We start from the raw sequence: 19,815 nt of genomic DNA, 5'->3' as shown, positions 1-19,815 counted from the left end.
ATTTTTTCTTGTGTTGTCATAACTCTAATCTATTTTACAGTTGTTAATTTATCGCAACTGTCAGATTAAGTCTTGACTACTTCAAATAAGTGCTAGAGCAACAGTTGTTATTTGATTTCAGCTGTTGCTTTTTTTTGCTATTGGTAATATTTGTTTGCTATTGGTAATATTTGTTTAAAATACCTCGCGTTATGCTTTATGCACTGAGCGGAATTTTAAACCAAAAGGTTGATCCTTGACCAATCTGGCTGTTGACACCAATTTCTCCTTGATGTTTTTGAATAATTTCTTTGCAAATAAACAGCCCAATGCCAAATCCCGACGCGTAACAATCTGCATCGTCATTTACACGATAGAATTTGTTGAATATTTGTTTCTGATCCTTGTGATTGATGCCTTTTCCTTGGTCTTTGATCTCGATTTCAAAATAACCTGATTGTATTGCCACATGCAGGGTAATTGTTGAATTACTGGGTGAATATTTAATGGCATTGTCCATGAAGTTGATTAGCACTTGTTCGATTTTATCACGATCGGCAGTAATCTCCAAATTCGAATCTATTGCTCCTGTATAATGGATGAAGTGCTTTACCGATTTTAAAGAATAGATATTTTGAATATAATCGATTAAAGAGCAAATGTTAAATGTCTTTTTGCGAAGCACTAGCTTACCCTCATTTAATTGAGTAACATTTAAAAAGCCGTCAATTAAACCGCGCATACGCGTTGCTTGCTCATTCGATTGGTGGAGATATTGCATGCGCTTTTCGGTGCTCAGTGTACCTTCTTTGGCCTGAAGTAATTGGATATAGGCAATTAGTGAGGTCAACGGTGTTTTAAGTTCGTGACTTGCGATACTAATAAAGTCTAGTTTTTTCCTTTCTTCTTCCTTGTCATTGGTGCTGTCTATTATAGCGCCGTAGATCATATGTCTTGTTGTATCCGATTCCAATTGACTTCCACCTATTGACCTTAACCATTTTATCTTACCTGTTTTTTTATCTTTTATTTCACATTGACAATCGAAAGGAGATTGTTTATGTGTTACTTCCAGAAAAACATTATGGATGATAGTTCTGTACTGAGGCAGGATTTGGTCGAAAAAGTCAGCTTCTTTGATGTTGTCTTGCTGATCGAAGCCAAATAATTCACGGCAGCGATCATTGAGTTCCATTGTTTTGGTTTCCATGTCAATAGAAAATATACCGATACCGGCGGCTTCTACGATCATTCTAAACTGTTGATCTCTTTTGGCGATAAGTTGATGAATTGTTTCAAGCTTTTCGTGTTCTTGATGCTGGGTGGTAATATCTATAGCGGTACCTGCAAACCATTCGGGTTGTTGGTCTTGGTCAAAGTATACTCTTCCTTTACAGTGCAACCACCGTAACTGAAGATCTTGTGCTCCAATGGTTCTAAACTGTACGTCATAAACACCTTTGTTTTGATAAGTCAGTGATTTTTTGACTTCCTGATCGATTCTATTCCTATCTTCTGGATGAATATATTTAAGGACTTCATTGTATGGAACATACTCACCTTTCGCAAACCCAAAGAGTTCCCGAGTCCGTTCATCCCAATTTACTAAGTAATTTTTACAATTTAAGGTCCATGTTCCATCTCGGCCGACTGTAAAGCAAAATGATAATGTTCTTCACTCTCAATGATTTTCTTGAGTGCCCCCTTAAGTTTTTCATTGAGATCTTCAGTATGTTTAGATGACAAGGTGTAATTATTCGTTGGGCTCTTATAGTGTTTTCCTGCTATAAGATATTTTTGAGTTAATAAATCTTGTAGCAATTTTCGTTCAATGGTATTTTTTTCCTGCGTTTGTGGGTACTTGTCTTCATTTTCAGGTATCAGTCTAATTTGATTAAATATGCCATAAATTTCACCTTTTTCATCGATGAGCGGATGATATTCAAAAGTGTGCGTATAACCTAATGAAGCCTGATTTTCCGTTTTGAGTTTAATCCTTATCTTTTCAATGACCGCAGTTTTTCCGTTTATCCAGACATTTTTCAGGAGGGGGATATAGGGTGTTAAATCTTCTCGTTGAAGACAATTTTCAAGACACTGCCCAATAATACGCTGATCACAACCCCAAAGTTTTAACATGTTAGTGCTTGCATAAGAAATATGGAGTTCTGCACTATCATAAATTGCGCAGGCATCCAATGAAGAGGTGAGAACGGCTAAAATATCTTTATCTGAACATATCATAACATAGCAAAAATTAAGTATTGATTAAAGCGATATCGCTATAGCTTGATTTAATAGCATACAAATATTGTTCCTTTCTCATGAGTTTTCGCTCTATCCATAAATGACCGGAGTTGTCGTACGGGATGAAATCCACTATTTTATTAGCCAGTTGATCCTGTAGGCTGTTTAATGTGAACTCATCATGTCGACAGTAGACTGGATAGAAAGTTGTATCTTTATTTTGTTTATGCAGTCTGTTTCTTTTTTATTTCAAATAGCGAATATGATAAATTATCGTTGCAGTATAAGTTTGGAAGAAAATAGAATTGAAAGTTTTTATTTAAATGCCATAGAAGATGAATACGGTTAAGATACTATTGGTTGAAGATCACATGGTCGTACGGAATGGTATTAAACTACTTTTAGAATCCCAAGGTGAATTTACGGTGATAGGCGAGGCATCTGATGGTGCAGAAGCGCTGTCTATATTGGCGAATGGTTTAGCTCCTGATATTGTTTTAACTGATATAAACATGGAGCATATGGACGGGATGGAGCTTTTAAAAATCATCAGTCAAAAATATCCATTGGTCAAAGTTGTGATATTGTCTATGCTAAATCAAATTCATTATGTTGTTGAAGGTTTTGAACATGGTCTTTCAGGCTACCTGTTGAAAAATATAGGTTACAATGAATTACTTTTTGGATTAAAGCATGTCGCTGAAGGCGGACGCTATATGAGCGAAGAAATTAGTATAGCCCTGCTTGAACAAGTTTCTTTCGGTCAAGTTTATAGGGATGCGGGCTCGAATATCATCCTCGATCTGGAAATAAACGATCGCGAGCTAGAAGTATTAGAGTTAATCGCTGACGGTTTTACAAATTTAGAAATTGCAGATAAAATCTTTTTGAGTAAGCGTACTGTTGAAGGATATCGGCAGAGCTTGATAGATAAAACAAGGGTAAAAAATACCGCGGAATTAGTAAAATATGCTTTTCAACATGGCTTATTAAAAAAATCATGATAACCATTTCTGTATTTGGTGAGCATGACGTAGCGGGCTATTATTGGAAGTCCGCGCATGCTATTACGTTATATTCGGTATTCTTTCTCGACAACGATTGAAAATAAATAGACCAGCTCCAATAAGAATGAAGGGTATACTAAGCAGCTGTCCCATATTGATCAATAAGGAGTCTTCAAAATGCTCTTGATTGATTTTCAAAAACTCATCTAAAAACCTGAACGAAAACAGCAAAACCAACAGCAAGGCGAAATAGTTTCCATTGTTACGTCGAAGCTTGTTTTCTTTCCATAAACGATATAACAATACGAATAATAAGAGACAAAATAAGGCTTCATAAAGCTGTGCTGGATGCCGGGGGATAGTATCGATATGGGTAAACACAAAGGCCCAAGGTAAGCTACTTGCTGTGCCAATCATTTCAGAGTTCATTAAGTTGCCCAATCGAATGCAAACACCAGCTAAAGGGACGACCAAAGCAATCCGATCTGCAACCCAGAGAAAAGGAAGTTGCTGTTTTTTTGCAAATAAATAGATTGCGATTAGTATGCCTATACCGCCACCGTGGCTTGCCAGCCCACCTTCCCATATGGCTAATATTTTTAAGGGATTATTGAGGTAATAACCGGGATCGTAAAATAATACATGCCCTAGTCTAGCGCCAATGACAGTACCAAAAACAATATAAATGGTTAGTTGATCTAAAAACTCGGGTGGCCGACCTTCTTTCTTAAATAATGATCCTAATATCTTATAACATAATACAATACCCAATAACCAAAATAGTCCGTACCAGCGAATAGGGTGTTCAATAAGTGGAATAACAAAGATATCACTATCTATAGTCCAGTTTATGTAAGTAAAGATTAGGTTATTTACCATATTACGTTTTAGCGTGATGCTTTATGATATAAGTATGTGGTATGGCTATTTCGTTACACGTTTTGATAAAAAAACGAAATTCTCTTTATCGATGCAAATATTGAGTCATATATTGCGATTATTAAATAGTAAGTTTTCATTGTTGACCAATTTGTATGTTTGTAGGAAGTAAAAGAAAATTAACTCTATCTGCGATCAATAATTGCACTCGGTGTTTTTACTGAGGAAGAATATTAACATAAGTATCAGTGGGGTTAAATACTTTTGAAAGTATATATTGGTTTTTTTGATAATATTCCGATATTCGACAATAGATAACATGATATGGATCGTAGTGCCTTGCCTATTTTTTTATAGCTGTTGATATCTTGTGAAAGCTTATTATAGTTAATGGAGGAGGTAATGGAAAAATATAAGACCTTCATGTAAATTTAAACAGATAGTTATATTCTGATGATACGAAATTTGACAAGATTTACTTTTTGTTTTTTATCTCTCGTGCTAATGGCACAGTTACTTTCTTGTTATCAAAGTGACCGTCAGACGTCTAGAAATAATGCGCATACTGAAGATAAGGCACTTGATTTAACCTATCAGGACACATTATTAAAATTTCTCGCTCTACAGGATTTTAGGGATCAATCTATTATAGCAAAGAAGACAACGGAGTTTGCTAAGGATAGATATTTTAATATTTCTGGCTATAATTGGATTTTTTTGGCGTATAACTACTTGTTGGATGATAAAATTGATTCAATAGAAATTGCGCTGAAAAACCTTGATGGGAGAACAATGTCTCCCGATTTGCATGTTCTAAAGGATTACTTTAAAATAAGAACTAATTTTAGTTTTAATGATGTGACTACTATTGGCATCATGGAACAAATTATCGATGCGAAAGAATATGCATTAGCAAATAAAAGTAGGTTTAGTTTTCTTTTTTTTAATCTATTGGCCAATGCAAATTATCGCCGCGCTGATTATAACCAGGCACTCAAAGATAACGAGTCGTGGTATCATTATCATCCCAACAGATCCGACCCACATGTTGCACAGGCCTATCAGGAGATTAAATTTATACAGTATATTGAATTGCATGATTTTGAGAAATTAAAATTAACACTGGATAGCTGCAGATATTATGCAAATAAAACGGCTGATTCTGCTATTATTATGCGCATGTATAATTTACAGGCGCAGTATTTTTTTAGCATAGGTAATAGTCGAAAAGCAGTAGAGGCATCCCAAAAGTATTTTAATTATTTATCTTCAAGCAAGGTGCTCAATGCCTATGCGTATGCGAATTTGGCAAAAAATTTTTTGAATAATCATCAAGTGGACTCGGCGATCTATTATTTCAATGCTGGATTGCAGTTTATCAAAACACATAAAGGCAAGCAAAATAAATTATTCTATTACCAGAATCTACAAGTAGCACATGCATTAAAAGGAGATTATGAACGGGCTTATTTTACCTTGGATTCAGCCTATCAGGATTATAAAAATAGCACAAAAAGTATTGAAAATGATCGTATCAATGAGATCAATACACGATATGAAACTGAAAAAAAGGACCAGGCTATTCAGCTTTTAAAAACAACAAATGCCTTCAACCATCAGATTATGGTCCAACAGCGTTGGATTTTTGTTATTTTATTTGCGCTGATCTTTAGTATTGCATTCTTCATTTATTATCGGAATAAACAAAAGCTGTTGAAAAATATTAATCAGCGTATAGTTGCCGAAAACAGACAATTAATTTTAGAGCAAAAGACACGACAAAACCAGCTTAATCCCCATTTTATTTATAATGCTATAGCTAATTTGCAAGGTTTGATCAGTAGTGAACAAAAAGCAAAAGCAAATCAATACCTCATCCTGTTGTCCCGTCAAATTCGTGATATACTCGAATTAAATAGGGAGGAGTATATTTATTTGGATCAAGAAATTAAATCATTAAAGAATTATATACTTTTACAGCAGATGCGCTATCAAGATGTATTTGATTATGAAATTGAGAGCGGTAATTTGGATGTGGACGATGTCATGATTCCCCCCATGTTGATTCAGCCGTTTGTTGAAAACGCTATTGAACATGCTTTCAAAAATTTAAATTATCGCGGACAGTTACAAATTCTTTTTAATCAGCAAGCAGATCAATTGCATATTGTTATCAGTGATAATGGTTGGGGAATGCGCACAGATAAAAAAGAGAATGCGCACAAGACATCTCTTTCACAGGTGATTACCAAAGAGCGTCTTGAACTTTTATTTACTGATCCAAAGCAAAAAGCAAGGATTGAAATAAAACCCAATTATAAAGAGGATAAAAGTGGATATCGTGTAGAAATTTATATCCCACTTGTTTTATATTTTAATTAAATACGTGAAATTATGAAAGTTTATATTCTTGAAGACGAGCATAACATCTATCTGTATATTAAGTCTCTGTTAGATGCGATACCCTATGTTCAGATAGTAGGTTATAGTCCCTCTATTGCCCAGGCAGAACGTGAATTGCTTGAATCTAATCCAGATCTTATTTTAGCCGATATTCAATTGAAAGACGGATCCAGTTTATCCTTCCTTTCAGAACTGAAATTGGATATTAATACCATCTTTATAACAGCATTTAACCAGTATGCCATAGAAGCCCTAAATATAGGTGCCATTGCGTATTTATTAAAGCCACTAGTCCCAGAACAATTTATGGAAGCTATTGAAAAATGTTATAAAAAAAATACGGAATTTAAGTTCAATAGCATGCAATTAAGCATGGCCGAAAGCTATCTGAAATCTCCAAGTAGACCTCGTAAGATAGCGCTTCGTACATTTGAATATACCCAGATCGTGAATATTGATGATATTCTTTATTGTCATGGAGATAAAGGGTATACTACATTTTATATCAAAGACAATAAACCGATGATGGTTTCAAAAGTCCTTAAACATTTTGAAACGATGCTTCCTGAATCTGAATTTATTCGTTGTCATCAATCTTATTTAATCAATGCCAATTATATTAAAAAATATTTCAAGGATGGCCAAATAGAAATGTCTGATGGTAAAATGATTCCTGTTGCGACCAGAAAAAAAGATGTCATCCAACAATTCTTGAATGATATGTAAGAATTGAAATAGTAAAGATTCCGTTTTAGCACTGTGTTTATTTGCTAAAAAATATAGCTTTCGTCTTTAATACTAAAATATTTAGTATTACATTTGTATGTACTATTAAATAGGAGGGGCTATGATGTTAGATGATAAACAAGCTTTGATTAGCAAACTTAAAAAAGACTTACTGTCGTGGCAGGGAGTAGCTCAAAGTTTGAATGATGAATGCGCTATAGATTTGGGGCCTTTGGAAAAAGCTTTTCCAAATGGAATCTTTCCCAAAGGTGTTATACATGAATTTGTTAGCTTTAACCGCATGGATAGTGCTGCTTCCTGTGGATTTATTGGTGCTTTGCTTGGAAAACTGATGCAAAATGATGGGATTTGTATTTGGATAGGCTCTATTCAAACGGTATTTCCTGCTGCTATCAAATCATTTGGAGTTGATCCGGCCTCGATTGTTTTTGTCTCCATGAAACGGGAAAGAGATGTTTTATGGGCAATGGAAGAAGCGTTGAAATGCCATGGCATAACAGCCGTATTGGCTGAAATACATCAGCTGGATTTTATTCAGTCAAGGCGCCTTCAACTTGCCGTAGAAAAAAGCCGGGTGACAGGATTTATACTTCAACATACCCCCAAGATCTTGTTGGCGACGAGTTGTGCTGCACGTTGGAAGGTTACTTCTTTACCTAGTCAATCGGATGATGGATTACCTGGTATTGGTTACCCCTGTTGGGAAGTAGAGCTGCTTAAGGTAAGAAATGGTAATCCAGCCAAAGGACAAATTATCTGGTCTCCACAAGGATTTAGAACATTCCTCAAAAAAGATGTGCAGATCACAGATTGGACCTATAATTATCAAAATTTAGGCTAGCCATGAAAAAAAGATTTGCGTCCCTTTGGTTTCGTTACTTAAAAACAGATTGGCTTACTGTCTGTAAGCCACATTTGCAGGATGTTCCTGTTGTTTTGTCTGTCGCTGTGCAAGGAAAATTAATCGTTAGTGCGTGTAACGCATTTGCAGAGCAAGCGGGGATACACGCAGGTATGGCTATAGCAGATGCACGGGCATTTATTCCATCACTTAAAATCATCAAAGAGCAAGCTGGATTGGCTGAAAAATTACTCCATTCCATAGCAGATTGGTGCATAAGGTATACACCATGGGTTTCATTGGATGAGCCCGATGGAATTATGCTCGATATAAGTGGTTGTGCACATCTTTGGGGTGGAGAGGCAACTTACTTAACAAGTATTGTTTCTCAATTTAAACAACATGGTTATACTGTGCGCATGGGCATTGCTGATACCATTGGGGCCGCATGGGCTATCACACATTTTGGTTCTGAAAATACGATTATAAATGAACAGGCGCAGTCAGAGGCACTTTTTCCCTTGCACCCTGCAGCACTACGATTGGAAGAGGTTCAATTGAAAAGGTTGCAATCGCTTGGACTACAGTCAATAGGAAGTTTTGCAAAAATGCCGCGTTCAGTCTTGCGTAGAAGATTTGGTGACAGCCTATTACTTCGACTGGATCAGGCCATGGGGCTGGAAGATGAATTTGTTCTTCCTATAAAAGCTAATTTACCGTATGAAGAGCGATTACCTTGTCTCGAACCCATCTGTACAGCACATGGTATTGAACTGGCGCTGGAAGAGTTATTAAACAAGTTGTGTAAACGTTTGTCGGGAGAGGGGAAAGGATTACGTGCAGCTGAATTGAATTGCCACCGTGTGGATGGGAAATTAGAGACAATCAGCATTGAGACTAATCGTGCTACTGCCCAGGTCAAACATATCCTTCAATTATTTGCCATAAAGATTCCACAGATTGAACCGGCATTGGGGATTGAATTATTTACTTTGGAGGTTTCTAAAGTTGAAATCGCAGATCCTATTCAGGAAAATCTTTGGAACAATAGAATTGGCCTCAAAAACCCGACAGTTACCGAACTGTTAGATCGCTTGAAAAGTAGGGACGCCAATTGTGAGATTTCACGCTATGTTCCGTCTGCACATTACTGGCCCGAACGATCCATGAAAATAGCGACTACACTAGATGAGGTTGCAACTGTTGACTGGCAAATGGCAAGACCACGTCCGACACGATTATTGAAGGTTCCGGAACGTATTATAGTTACAGCTCCCATACCCGATTATCCCCCCATCTTGTTCCGTTATAAGGGAGACACCTATACGATCAGAAAAGCAGATGGCCCCGAACGTATTGAGCGTGAATGGTGGATTGATCCAGGCGAACATCGGGATTACTATGCGGTAGAAGATCTGCAAGGCCGGCGTTTTTGGCTGTATCGTTCGGGACATTATGACGGGCATATGGATCAATGGTTTATACACGGTTTTTTTGCTTAAGCATGGGCTATTGTGAATTACAGATAACAAGTAATTTTAGTTTTCTCGAAGGTGCTTCACACCCTGAGGAACTGATCGAAAGGGCTGCTCAATTGGGGTATCATGCTGTTGCAGTAACCGACCGTAATAGCCTTGCTGGGATCGTTCGTGCGCATATCGAGGCTAAAAAAGTAGGTATACGACTTATTCCTGCCTGTCGTTTAGATTTACAGGATGGCCCAAGTTTATTGGCCTACCCAACAGATAAAGAGGCTTATGGCCGACTCTCAACATTGTTAACTGTTGGAAATTTAAGGACCGAAAAAGGAAAATCCGAGTTATATAAAAACGATGTATTTCAATACGCTGAAGGGATTATATTCATTATTTGTCCACCTGAAAAATTGGTGTTGGGTTTTGAGCTTGAACATTCATTTATTGAGTTTGTTCAGGAATGTCAACAGCATCTCCAGGGCTATCTTAATCTAGGAATAAAAAAACTCTATCGTGGGGATGATGCTAAATTATTGTTTCGGATAAATCAGCTGGGCGAACAATTGGATATCCCGAGGGTGGTACTTGGTGATGTATATTATCATGTCCCTGAAAGGCGTGAATTGCAGGATATTTTAACCTGCATTCGTGAAAAATGTACGATACATACGGCTGGATTTCATTTACATCCTAATGCGGAGCGTTATCTCAAATCAATACCTGAAGTTGAACGTTTGTTTAGGCTGTATCCTGAGGCCGTAGCACAGAGTGTAAAAATAGCCAATGCTTGTCGTTTTGCCCTAGATGATTTGAAGTACATCTATCCAGATGAATTATCATCCCATGGTCGAACGACGCAGGAGGAATTAACTTATTTAACCTGGGAAGGGGCAAAAAAACGATTTGATGGTGATATTCCAGCAACAGTTCGTGAAACGATTCAAATGGAACTTGATTTTATCGAACGCAAAAATTATGCTTCTTATTTTTTAACTGTATACGATTATGTCCGGTTTGCAAAGGAAAAAGGAATTTTATGCCAGGGACGTGGATCGGCAGCAAATTCTACGGTCTGTTACTGTTTGGGCATTACTTCTGTTGACCCATCAAAATACAGGCTTTTATTTGCACGATTTATGTCCGATGCACGCGATGAACCGCCGGACATAGACGTCGACTTTGAACATGAGCGTCGAGAAGAAGTGATCCAGTATATTTATGAGAAATATGGTCGAAATCGTGCTGCTATCGTAGCAACTGTCACACAGGTCCGCTCCAAAGGCGCAATACGTGATGTTGGCAAGGCGATGGGGCTTTCCATGGATGCGGTAGGGCGTTTAGCAGGGGTAGTGAGTAGCCATTGGGACGATGATATCAATTTGGAACGTTTGGTTGAACAGGACTTTAATCCCGAAGATCAACATTTGCGAAAAATTCTCGAATTGACGCACCAATATATTGGCTTTCCACGTCAATTGGGGCAGCATACGGGCGGCTTTGTTATTACGCAAGGTAATTTGCATGAGCTTTGTCCCTTAATAAATGCCCGCATGGATAATCGGACAAATCTCGAATGGAATAAAGATGATCTTGAGGCACTGGGTTTTCTAAAGGTTGATGTACTTGCTTTGGGGATGTTGACCTGTATACGCAAAGCTTTTGACCTCGCTAAAAAGCATTATGGAAAAGAGTTTACCCTGGCTGATATTGGGGCAAAAGACGATCCAAAGGTTTACGATATGATCTGTCATGCGGATACCTTAGGTGTATTCCAGATCGAAAGCCGGGCCCAGATGTCGATGTTGCCGCGATTAAAACCGCGCGAATTTTATGATCTGGTTATTGAGGTGGCTATCGTACGGCCTGGACCAATACAAGGCGATATGGTGCATCCTTATTTGCGTCGGCGAAATAAAGAGGAAGATGTCGATTATCCAAGCACAGAGATCCAAACCATTCTTGAAAAAACCTTGGGCGTCCCCCTTTTTCAGGAGCAGGCCATGGAAATTGCCATTGTTGCTGCGGGATTTACACCTGCAGAGGCCGACGAATTGCGCCGAAGCATGGCTACATTCAAAGCCAAAGGGCAGGTGTCGACTTTTCACAAAAAGATGGTCGATGGTATGGTAAAGAAAAACTATACGGAAGAGTTTGCAAATCGAGTTTTTAAGCAATTGGAAGGTTTTGGCAGTTACGGTTTTCCAGAGAGTCACGCAGCGTCTTTTGCATTACTGGTGTATGTGTCCTCATGGCTTAAGTATTACTATCCGGATATTTTTGCAGCATCCTTACTCAATAGTCAGCCCATGGGGTTCTATCAGCCAGCACAAATTGTTATTGATGCACAGAAACACGGTGTAAAAGTACGTCCTATTGATATCAATCATTCTTTGTGGGACAATACCTTAGAAGGAGAAATTGGAAAACCACATGACCTTCGATTAGGCTTACGTCAGATCAAAGGATTTTCAATGGAAGAGGCTGCTGTGCTGACACAAGGTCGGCAGTCCGCTTATGCATCCATTACTGGTATGATGGATGTTGGACTATCTCTTACTGCGTTGGAGAAGTTAGCTGATGCAGATGCCTTTACATCATTAGGTATTGATCGTCGGCAAGCACTTTGGGAAATTACAGCATTGGCGGATCGTCCGATTGCATTATTTGAAGGTCAACCCTCTGAAAGTATAGTAGAAGGACAGATCGAACTGCCATTGCTCACGAAAAGCCAACATGTAGTGGCCGACTATGCAAGAACCTCGCTATCCATTAAAGCACATCCCGTGAGTTTCTTGCGCGGTAAGCTTGATCTACTCCATGTCGTGCCCACAGCAAAATTAGGTCTGATCAAAAATAATATACTCGTGAAAATATGCGGATTGATTACGGTTAGACAACGACCAGGAACCTCTAAAGGTGTTTTATTTATCACCATTGAAGATGATACCGGTTTTGCAAATATTGTCGTTTGGAGTACTGTATTTGAAAAATATCGAAAAGAAATTCTTCGCGCAAAACTCCTGATGGTCGCGGGTAAAATTCAAGTTGAAGGAGAGGTTATTCATGTAATAGCAGAACGATGCTTTGATATGTCAGGTTTGTTAAAAGATCTGACAACAGATGGCGACAATGCTGCAGGTATTTTTCATAAGGGAAGAAATTTTCATTGATCTTTCATTTATTAATCTGATTTTTGATATAAAATGGTTCAGTGCTAATCGATAGCGAAGCAATCCATAGAAATTAAACGGTATGACTAAAAATATTCTCGTAAATACAATCGAAATTGATAAAGCAACTATTCGTGAATTAATTAAACAGGGCGATGTCAATGCCGCAATTGATCTGGTTGCCACAGCGGCAAATGTAAAGTATAAAGCTGCCCGGGATATAGTGCAAATGTTTCAAGAAGATCAAATTGATCTTTTTGATGGTAAAGACTTATTTTTAGGCGATTATGACCGGATTGAACATCGTGACGATGCTGACAGAGCAGATCACAAAAGATCTACATTTTTGGAAGTGGAAACAAATGAGCATGACCGGACCAGTATTTGGAAGGCACTTTTTATTTTTTCTGTCCTTGCACTATTTGCTTTTGTTATCTTAAATTACGTTGTTGGTTTTAATCAAATAGGACATCATATTTCAGAACTTACGCAGTTATTCGATAAAAATGAAAGCTCAGCTGCTGCAGATGCTGACACATCCAAACAAAATATCGCCTTAAGTGTTGGAGCCACCCAGGTGGACGATGTTGAAGACCTCCATCCCGTAGATACAAATCTCTTACCAATGGATGTGAGGCAGGCCGAAATAGCACGAATATATCAGGCTCAGTTCGACCGATTGAACCCCGCAAAACATTCGCCAACGGATGAAGATGCACAGCTTGCTTTAATTCACCTTACCAAAGGACGGTTGACGGACCTTATTATTCAACAAAAATTAAGTGTAAAAATAGGGAAGTGTTATGAAAACCTGGCCATGAAAGATAAGGGAACTTGCGTGAGTTGCATGATACTACTTTATAATAGAGCGCAGAAAAAATGGCAAGAAGCACCCGATGGGGAAAATTTCCTGCGTAATGCTTATGACTTTTACTTGTTCCCTGATTCAGATTTGTGGGAAGCTGGTCCCTTGAGTATGCGCATACCCTATGATTATGCTTTAGTGAACAAATATAAGGCAGCAAATTAGCGGCCTTAACCCTTATATAAAATAAGATAAAACAGCTAAACCCTATACAAATTACCTGCTATTTTACCTTTTGTGAAGGTAAATAAGCTATAAAACCTAGGACAAATAAGAGCAATATGACCGATAGTGCGATCGAGTAGCCATAAGCTGATGAAATATGCTGCCAAATGAAAAATTTATTTTCTTTTTGATGTAGAAATACACCGACGATAAATGTGATTCCCAGGCATATTGATAGTTGTTGTATCGTAAGATAGATGGCAGATCCGACTGAAATTAATTTTTCATTGAGGTCTTTTAAGGCAAGAGTCATTAATGCAGGTAGTACACTACCGCAACCAATGCCGTAAAAAAAGAACAGGGTATGTATCTGGTAGTTATTTAAAAGCATCCTATTAAAAATGAAAAGATGTGCAACCAATCCCAAAATCATGATGCCTAATCCATAAAGCACCACAATTTTTCCATGACGCTGTATCAACTTGCTGACCATAACGCTTGCCAATACATAACCTATACCTTGATAAACAAAGGCAATTCCGGTCATTGTTGCTGTATAATTCTTTTGATTTTGAAGGTAATTGGAATTTATGATAAAATAAGCGTCCTGTACCATATAGTAGGCTAATGCGGCCAGCAGACCCAAATTGAAAACCCGATTATTGAATAAGGTGAAATTGAGTACGCTAGGATAGCCCATCTTTTCTAATTTACGCTGTTTTTTTAGAAATAGCTGGACAAAAACAAGCGTTGTTCCCAGGACCAGCAGTGACCATATTGGCCATTTCAAGTCAGGCCCCATGATTAATGGAAAAATTATTCCCATTAAAAGCGTAAATAATGTTACCATTGGTTTAAAAGAAACAGCGGATTTAACGTAGACTTGATCGTTAGCTGTATAACGATAGACAGCAAAGCAGGCGACCACCCCAATGGGAACATTAATTAAAAAGATAAGACGCCAGCTTTCATGTATCCAGGTCTGGTCGGGAAGTATTCCGCCCAATAATTGACCGATGACAGAAGCGATGCCTGCTATACTCCCATAAATACCCAATGCCATTGATCTCTTCTCGGGATTTTCAAAACGTAAGGTGATCAATGCGATACCCTGTGGAACCATCAATCCAGAACTAATCCCTTGGATCAATCTTCCGGCCAATAAAATGTAAAGATTATCGGCTAAGCCACATAAAAGAGAGGCTACTGTAAAACCAGCCATGCCAATTAAATATAATTTCTTCTTTCCATAATGATTTCCGGCATTCCCTGCATTGATTAGAAGACTTGTGTAACCAATGATATATAGTATTATGATCCATTGCGTATCACTATTGCGTAGATGTAGCGCATGTTGAACCGTGGGAAGAGAAACATTAATGATAAAAAGATCGATGACGAAAAGAAATATACCCGTTGAAAGGAGGAAAATATGAAGTAGATCCTTAATTTGAAAGCGCATATAGAAAGTTTTTAATAATTTTACGATTAAAAATAGTTTGGATATTTTTTGCAATCAAGTAGTTATAAATGATGTACTTGGTATGTTTTTATGAACTAATGGTAAGTATGAGGAGATTATGAAGGAAAAAAAAAGTGAAAATTTTGGAGCCTGTTGTGATGTCAACGGAATTTTTAAGATAATTGGCGGAAAATGGAAAGTTTTGCTCATTAAGGCTGTTGCCAAACAATGCCCCAAAAGATTTGGAGAACTACGGCGGGAAATGGAAGATCTGGCGCAAACGACCTTGACCGTTCAACTCCGTGAGCTCGAACGTGATGGTATTTTATGTAGACAGATTTATGCTGAATCTCCACCACGTGTGGAGTATAAACTTAGCGAATTAGGTAAAACTTTACTGCCGGTCATTGAAAGACTTGATGAGTGGTGGTGTGATTACAAACGCGAAAGGGGATAGGCATTTAGTTTATATTCCCTTTCGCTACTCATTTTTGCTGATGCCTAATGAGACAATTGTACCGATGATACAACAGTTTGCATCCATTCTGTTTCTTTAAAAGGTGCATTTAGCCACAACATTGCTAATAGCGCTACCTCAAAATAAATTTGATGGGAAGTCTTGTTAAAGCATGACCTCGGCGTCAGTGATTCCTTTGGTTGATAGGTCTGAGATGCTCCTTAGTGTTCTTTGCGAAATTTCGGTTAATGCTTCTGTGGTGAAAAAAGCTTGGTGTGCCGTCACTAAGACATTCGGATAACTCATCAATAATTGTATTGTTTCATCTTCAATAATTGTTGTCGATAAGTCTTTAAAAAACAACTTTTCCTCTTGTTCATAGACATCAATACCCAGTAAACCAATTTTTCGTTCTTTGAGTGCTTTAATGACATCTTGGGTGTTGATCAGATTGCCTCTGCTTGTATTAATAATAGTAACGCCGTCTTTCATTTTCCCCAATGACTCGCTATTGATGAGGTAGTGGTTCTCGGAGGTTAGGGGACAATGAAGTGAAATGATATCTGATTCTTTAAAGAGCTCATCCAATGATTTGTAATTGACACCCTGTGTTGTAAGCTGCTGATCGGGATATAAGTCATAGGCAATTATTTCTGCCCCAAATCCCAATGCAATTTTGATAAAGGCCTTTCCAATTTTCCCCGTTCCAATAATGCCAATTTTTTTCTGGTGAAGATTAAATCCTAAAAGGCCATTCAATGCAAAATTTTGCTCCCTTACGCGGTTATAGGCTTTATGGGTTTTACGATTCAATGTCAATAACATTGCCATTGTATGCTCTGCAACTGCTTCTGGGGAATAAGCCGGGACCCGACATACCTGAATGCCAAACTCCTTTGCCGCCTCCAGGTCAACATTGTTAAAACCAGCACAGCGTAATGCAATCAGTTCGACACCTTTTTGAGCAAGTACTTCAATCACTTGTCGGTTTAGTTTATCATTGACAAATGCGCAGACCACTTTCTCATCTTCAATAGCATTGACAATATGTGGACCTAAATGCGTTTCAAAAAAATTAAACTGAAATCCGTAAGCGCTGTTTTCCTGTTCAAAGAATAATTTGTCGTATGGTTTAGTCGAAAAGAAGGCGATTTTCATAAAATTGTTTGTTACGTAATAGAATACCATAAATATACAGTATAAATAGCTTATTTGGAACTTCCGTTGTAGGATGTTTCCCAATAGTTATCACATCATTTAACAAAAAATAAGCTAAATTAGACGCATTACATCGATCGTTATACAAATTTTAAGACTATTAAATTGTCCCGATATGCAGTGGTCAAATCAACTCACAAGATCAATAGGTATTGAATATCCGATTATCCAAGCTCCAATGTTTGGTGTTACGACACCAGAAATGGTCATTGCAGCCTCGCGTGCTGGAGCGCTCGGTTCGTTATCTTTGGGTGATCTGCCGCCAGAACGTTGCAGCGAACTTATTCGTTTGACTGCCGAAAATCTAAAGCGGCCTTTCGCGGTCAATATTTTTGTCAATAATATTCCCAAGGTTTCATTCGATTTAAGGAAACAGTATAGTGAAACAAAAACTTTCGTGGAGCAATTAGCCGCGCAGCACGACTTGAAAGTAACCTTACCCGAGCTTGATAGTATCCATTTGACCGATTACAGGGAACAGATTGACGTAATCATCACCCATCGGTGTAAAGTTGTGAGTTTTACGTTTGGAAATTTGGATACAGAAAGTATAAAACGATTGAAAGACAATGATGTTACTCTTATTGGTACATGCACCTCGGTGGCAGAAGCAATCGCTTTGGAAGAATCTGGCATTGACATCATCTGTGTACAGGGACTAGAAGCAGGGGGACATCGCGGAAGTTTTGACGAGACTCCAATACCGGCGATTGGCGGACTTTCACTACTACCGCAGGTAAAAGAGCATGTCCATGTTCCCCTTATTTATGCCGGTGGTTTATACAACGCTAGTACATTGCATGCTGCAAAGCTCTTAGGTGCCAGTGGCTTCCAGGTGGGTAGTTTATTACTCAAATCTAAGGAGAGCGCGCTCCTGGACTTTGAAAAAGCGCGTCTTTCAGGCGTTAATGAATCAGACATCGTATTAACGAGGAGCTTTTCAGGGCGCTACGCCAGAGGTATAAAAAATAAATTCATTGAAGCTTTAGAAGCCGCTCAAAAGATTTTGCCCTATCCTTATCAAAATAAACTCACAGGCGAATTAAGAAGAGTAGCAAGGATAAATAGAAATGCTGATTTTATCAACATTTGGACCGGACAATCGATACATTCTTACAGTGAACTTTCTACTGCAGATATCATTCGTTCCTTGATCGAAGAAGTTGAAATTTTACATACTAGTTTAGTTGTTTAACAATAAACACGAAATAAGCTATGTCAATATATTGTCATTTTAAGAGATAACAATCCTTAAAATCTGCGTTTAAATTATTTAAATCCACCTGTAGTTGTTAATCTACAAGACATTTTCTTTTTTTTTCGAAACTTTGTCTCACCGTGAAAAACTAAAAATCTACCGCTATGGAGAACGAAAAAAAGAGAATTCTTGTTATCGAAGATAATGAAATTCTATTGAGCACAATGCAATTTGTTCTTGTAAGAGAAGGGTATGACCTCTTACTGGCAAAGTCCGGTAAAGAAGCCCTTTCGCTGGTTTCGGACGAAACCATTGATTTGGTCATAACAGACCTGGCATTACCCTTTGCTAATGGTTACGAAATAATCGATCGCATTCGGAAAAGCAGTACGAATAACCAGGTGCCCGTTATTATTATTTCAGGCTATCGAGATGACAACAGCATTGTTGAAGGTTTCGAAGTAGGAGCCAACGATTATATCAAAAAACCTATTTCGCCGTCTGAACTGATATCCCGTGTACGATTAAGAATAGGTCATGCTTAGTAAAATAGAACATACGATTCATAGCATCCGATCCTTTTTTGAGGGTGAGGGTTGGCCTATTTTGGTTACGATAGCGCTTGTGTTGAGCTTTCTATTTTGGGTAAGCTGTCTTGTCGGTATTGCTATCTTTTATTATCGCGACTATCGGTATCGCCTATATCATGCTAAAATATATCCTGTATTGCGAGATTTTATCTATGAACACATTTTGATTGATAATAGGAATAGCCATTATCCGGTGGATAAACTAGCGTTGGATCTTCATAAGCCGATCATTCAGAAAGTGGTCCGTCAAATATTGCATGAATATATTTTTACTATCGGTGGAGAGAAAGGAAAAAATATGCGGAGTTTATTTAATGAATTGGGCTTCGATAGAGAAGCGCAATACGAAATAAGACACGAGAGCCACCATGTGGCAGCCACAGTAAGATCTTTGGCCGATTTAGCATTGATGAAGGTCGAAATCCAGGATGCGGTTTTGATGCAGCTGATGAGTAGCCCACGCATTGAAATTCGGGTAGCGGCCTTTAAATATCTTTTGCAGGTGCGGGGTGAAATATCCTTCGATCAGGTTTTTTCTGGTATTGCAGGAATTACTGACCTGGATGCACTTGATATCTATCAAACAATTGTCTCAACCGATTATGTGGGATCTTACGTGTTCTCTCAATGGCTGGACGGCGCTCAATCTTTTTCAATCAATAGCCTTATGATGGACCTCATGGTCTATTACCAGCAATTGGATGAAGAAAAATTATGGCAGCTCATCGTTTCAGCTCAGGATGCTAAAACGCTACACAAAGCGATCAACTCATTGGGCAAACTCCTGGCGAGAGATAGCGAAAGTCGGTTAGTGGATTTTTACACCATCGAGCAGCCCTTAAATGTCAAGATAGAGATTGTAAAAGCATTGGGGCGTCTTGGTCAAGGAAAATCGATCGATCTTTTAGAGAACATCTTCAACGATAAAAGTACAGTATTGGCACTACGAAAACACGCTTATCGTTCCCTGCTCGCGCAAAAGCCTTACAGTGCATCAAGTTTACGTAAAATTGAAACTGCTGAAAATTTGGACGATTATAAGCTTATACGTTATGTTAGTCACCCTATGGTTCACTATATATAGATTGCTAGGTATTGGTTCCATAACACAA

At 38.1% G+C, this 19,815-nt stretch carries 15 protein-coding genes and 1 pseudogene; 11 read left to right on the top strand and 5 right to left on the bottom strand.

The window, feature by feature from the left end; all coding sequences use genetic code 11:
• Positions 1-196: 196 nt before the first annotated feature.
• Positions 197-1,573, bottom strand: a pseudogene (locus BGP15_RS27015) (PAS domain-containing sensor histidine kinase); the annotation flags it as partial.
• 29 nt (positions 1,574-1,602) lie between these two features.
• Positions 1,603-2,223, bottom strand: a complete 621-nt coding sequence (locus BGP15_RS21470) for a hypothetical protein (RefSeq protein ID WP_286770721.1) — start codon at positions 2,221-2,223, stop codon at positions 1,603-1,605.
• A 338-nt stretch (positions 2,224-2,561) separates the two neighbouring features.
• Here BGP15_RS21470 and BGP15_RS21465 point away from each other — a divergent pair, with 338 nt between their 5' ends.
• A complete protein-coding gene (locus BGP15_RS21465) occupies positions 2,562-3,230 on the top strand; it encodes a response regulator transcription factor (RefSeq protein ID WP_286770720.1) in 669 nt (222 codons plus the stop codon).
• 63 nt (positions 3,231-3,293) lie between these two features.
• Here the strand turns inward: BGP15_RS21465 and lgt are convergent, their stop codons facing one another.
• Positions 3,294-4,112 (bottom strand): prolipoprotein diacylglyceryl transferase, encoded by an 819-nt coding sequence (gene lgt, locus BGP15_RS21460; RefSeq protein ID WP_286751976.1) that lies wholly within the window; start codon positions 4,110-4,112, stop codon positions 3,294-3,296.
• 504 nt (positions 4,113-4,616) lie between these two features.
• Here lgt and BGP15_RS21455 point away from each other — a divergent pair.
• The 6 genes from BGP15_RS21455 to BGP15_RS21430 all read left to right on the top strand — a co-directional run bounded on the left by BGP15_RS21455 (position 4,617) and on the right by BGP15_RS21430 (position 13,778).
• Entirely contained in the window at positions 4,617-6,494 is a 1,878-nt protein-coding gene (locus BGP15_RS21455; protein WP_286770719.1) for a sensor histidine kinase, read from the top strand.
• A gap of 12 nt (positions 6,495-6,506) precedes the next feature.
• Positions 6,507-7,241 (top strand): LytR/AlgR family response regulator transcription factor, encoded by a 735-nt coding sequence (locus tag BGP15_RS21450; protein WP_286770718.1) that lies wholly within the window; start codon positions 6,507-6,509, stop codon positions 7,239-7,241.
• Positions 7,242-7,362: 121 nt separating this feature from the next.
• Positions 7,363-8,103 carry an ImuA family protein gene (locus tag BGP15_RS21445; RefSeq protein WP_286770717.1) on the top strand — a complete coding sequence of 247 codons (741 nt, stop codon included), beginning with the start codon at positions 7,363-7,365 and terminating at the stop codon, positions 8,101-8,103.
• Positions 8,104-8,105: 2 nt separating this feature from the next.
• Positions 8,106-9,605 carry a Y-family DNA polymerase gene (locus BGP15_RS21440; protein WP_286770716.1) on the top strand — a complete coding sequence of 500 codons (1,500 nt, stop codon included), beginning with the start codon at positions 8,106-8,108 and terminating at the stop codon, positions 9,603-9,605.
• A 2-nt stretch (positions 9,606-9,607) separates the two neighbouring features.
• Entirely contained in the window at positions 9,608-12,748 is a 3,141-nt protein-coding gene (locus BGP15_RS21435) for an error-prone DNA polymerase (protein ID WP_286770715.1), read from the top strand.
• An 82-nt stretch (positions 12,749-12,830) separates the two neighbouring features.
• Entirely contained in the window at positions 12,831-13,778 is a 948-nt protein-coding gene (locus BGP15_RS21430) for a hypothetical protein (RefSeq protein ID WP_286770714.1), read from the top strand.
• Between the two features lie 58 nt (positions 13,779-13,836).
• Here BGP15_RS21430 and BGP15_RS21425 read toward each other — a convergent pair whose 3' ends face one another.
• Positions 13,837-15,240: an MFS transporter gene (locus tag BGP15_RS21425; protein ID WP_286751971.1), complete on the bottom strand. Its 1,404-nt coding sequence runs from the start codon at positions 15,238-15,240 to the stop codon at positions 13,837-13,839.
• Between the two features lie 118 nt (positions 15,241-15,358).
• Between BGP15_RS21425 and BGP15_RS21420 the strand changes: the two genes are divergently transcribed.
• Positions 15,359-15,697: a winged helix-turn-helix transcriptional regulator gene (locus BGP15_RS21420; protein ID WP_112375470.1), complete on the top strand. Its 339-nt coding sequence runs from the start codon at positions 15,359-15,361 to the stop codon at positions 15,695-15,697.
• A 165-nt stretch (positions 15,698-15,862) separates the two neighbouring features.
• On the opposite strand, the gene BGP15_RS21415 is transcribed toward BGP15_RS21420, so the two are convergent.
• Positions 15,863-16,855 (bottom strand): 2-hydroxyacid dehydrogenase, encoded by a 993-nt coding sequence (locus BGP15_RS21415; protein ID WP_286770713.1) that lies wholly within the window; start codon positions 16,853-16,855, stop codon positions 15,863-15,865.
• A 175-nt stretch (positions 16,856-17,030) separates the two neighbouring features.
• On the opposite strand from BGP15_RS21415, the gene BGP15_RS21410 reads away from it, so the two are divergent.
• The 3 genes from BGP15_RS21410 to BGP15_RS21400 all read left to right on the top strand — a co-directional run bounded on the left by BGP15_RS21410 (position 17,031) and on the right by BGP15_RS21400 (position 19,787).
• A complete protein-coding gene (locus BGP15_RS21410) occupies positions 17,031-18,110 on the top strand; it encodes an NAD(P)H-dependent flavin oxidoreductase (RefSeq protein WP_286751970.1) in 1,080 nt (359 codons plus the stop codon).
• Between the two features lie 167 nt (positions 18,111-18,277).
• On the top strand, positions 18,278-18,658 hold the full coding sequence (locus BGP15_RS21405) for a response regulator (RefSeq protein ID WP_046673523.1): 381 nt from the start codon (positions 18,278-18,280) through the stop codon (positions 18,656-18,658).
• Positions 18,651-19,787 carry a HEAT repeat domain-containing protein gene (locus BGP15_RS21400; protein ID WP_286751969.1) on the top strand — a complete coding sequence of 379 codons (1,137 nt, stop codon included), beginning with the start codon at positions 18,651-18,653 and terminating at the stop codon, positions 19,785-19,787. The genes BGP15_RS21405 and BGP15_RS21400 overlap by 8 nt, the downstream gene beginning before the upstream one ends.
• Positions 19,788-19,815: the final 28 nt, after the last annotated feature.

It is taken from the genome of Sphingobacterium sp. 40-24, from assembly GCF_001899705.1.
GTDB lineage: Bacteria > Bacteroidota > Bacteroidia > Sphingobacteriales > Sphingobacteriaceae > Sphingobacterium > Sphingobacterium multivorum.
Note: the sequence above shows the minus strand (reverse complement) of the source record. Positions and strands in the feature narration are given on the sequence as shown.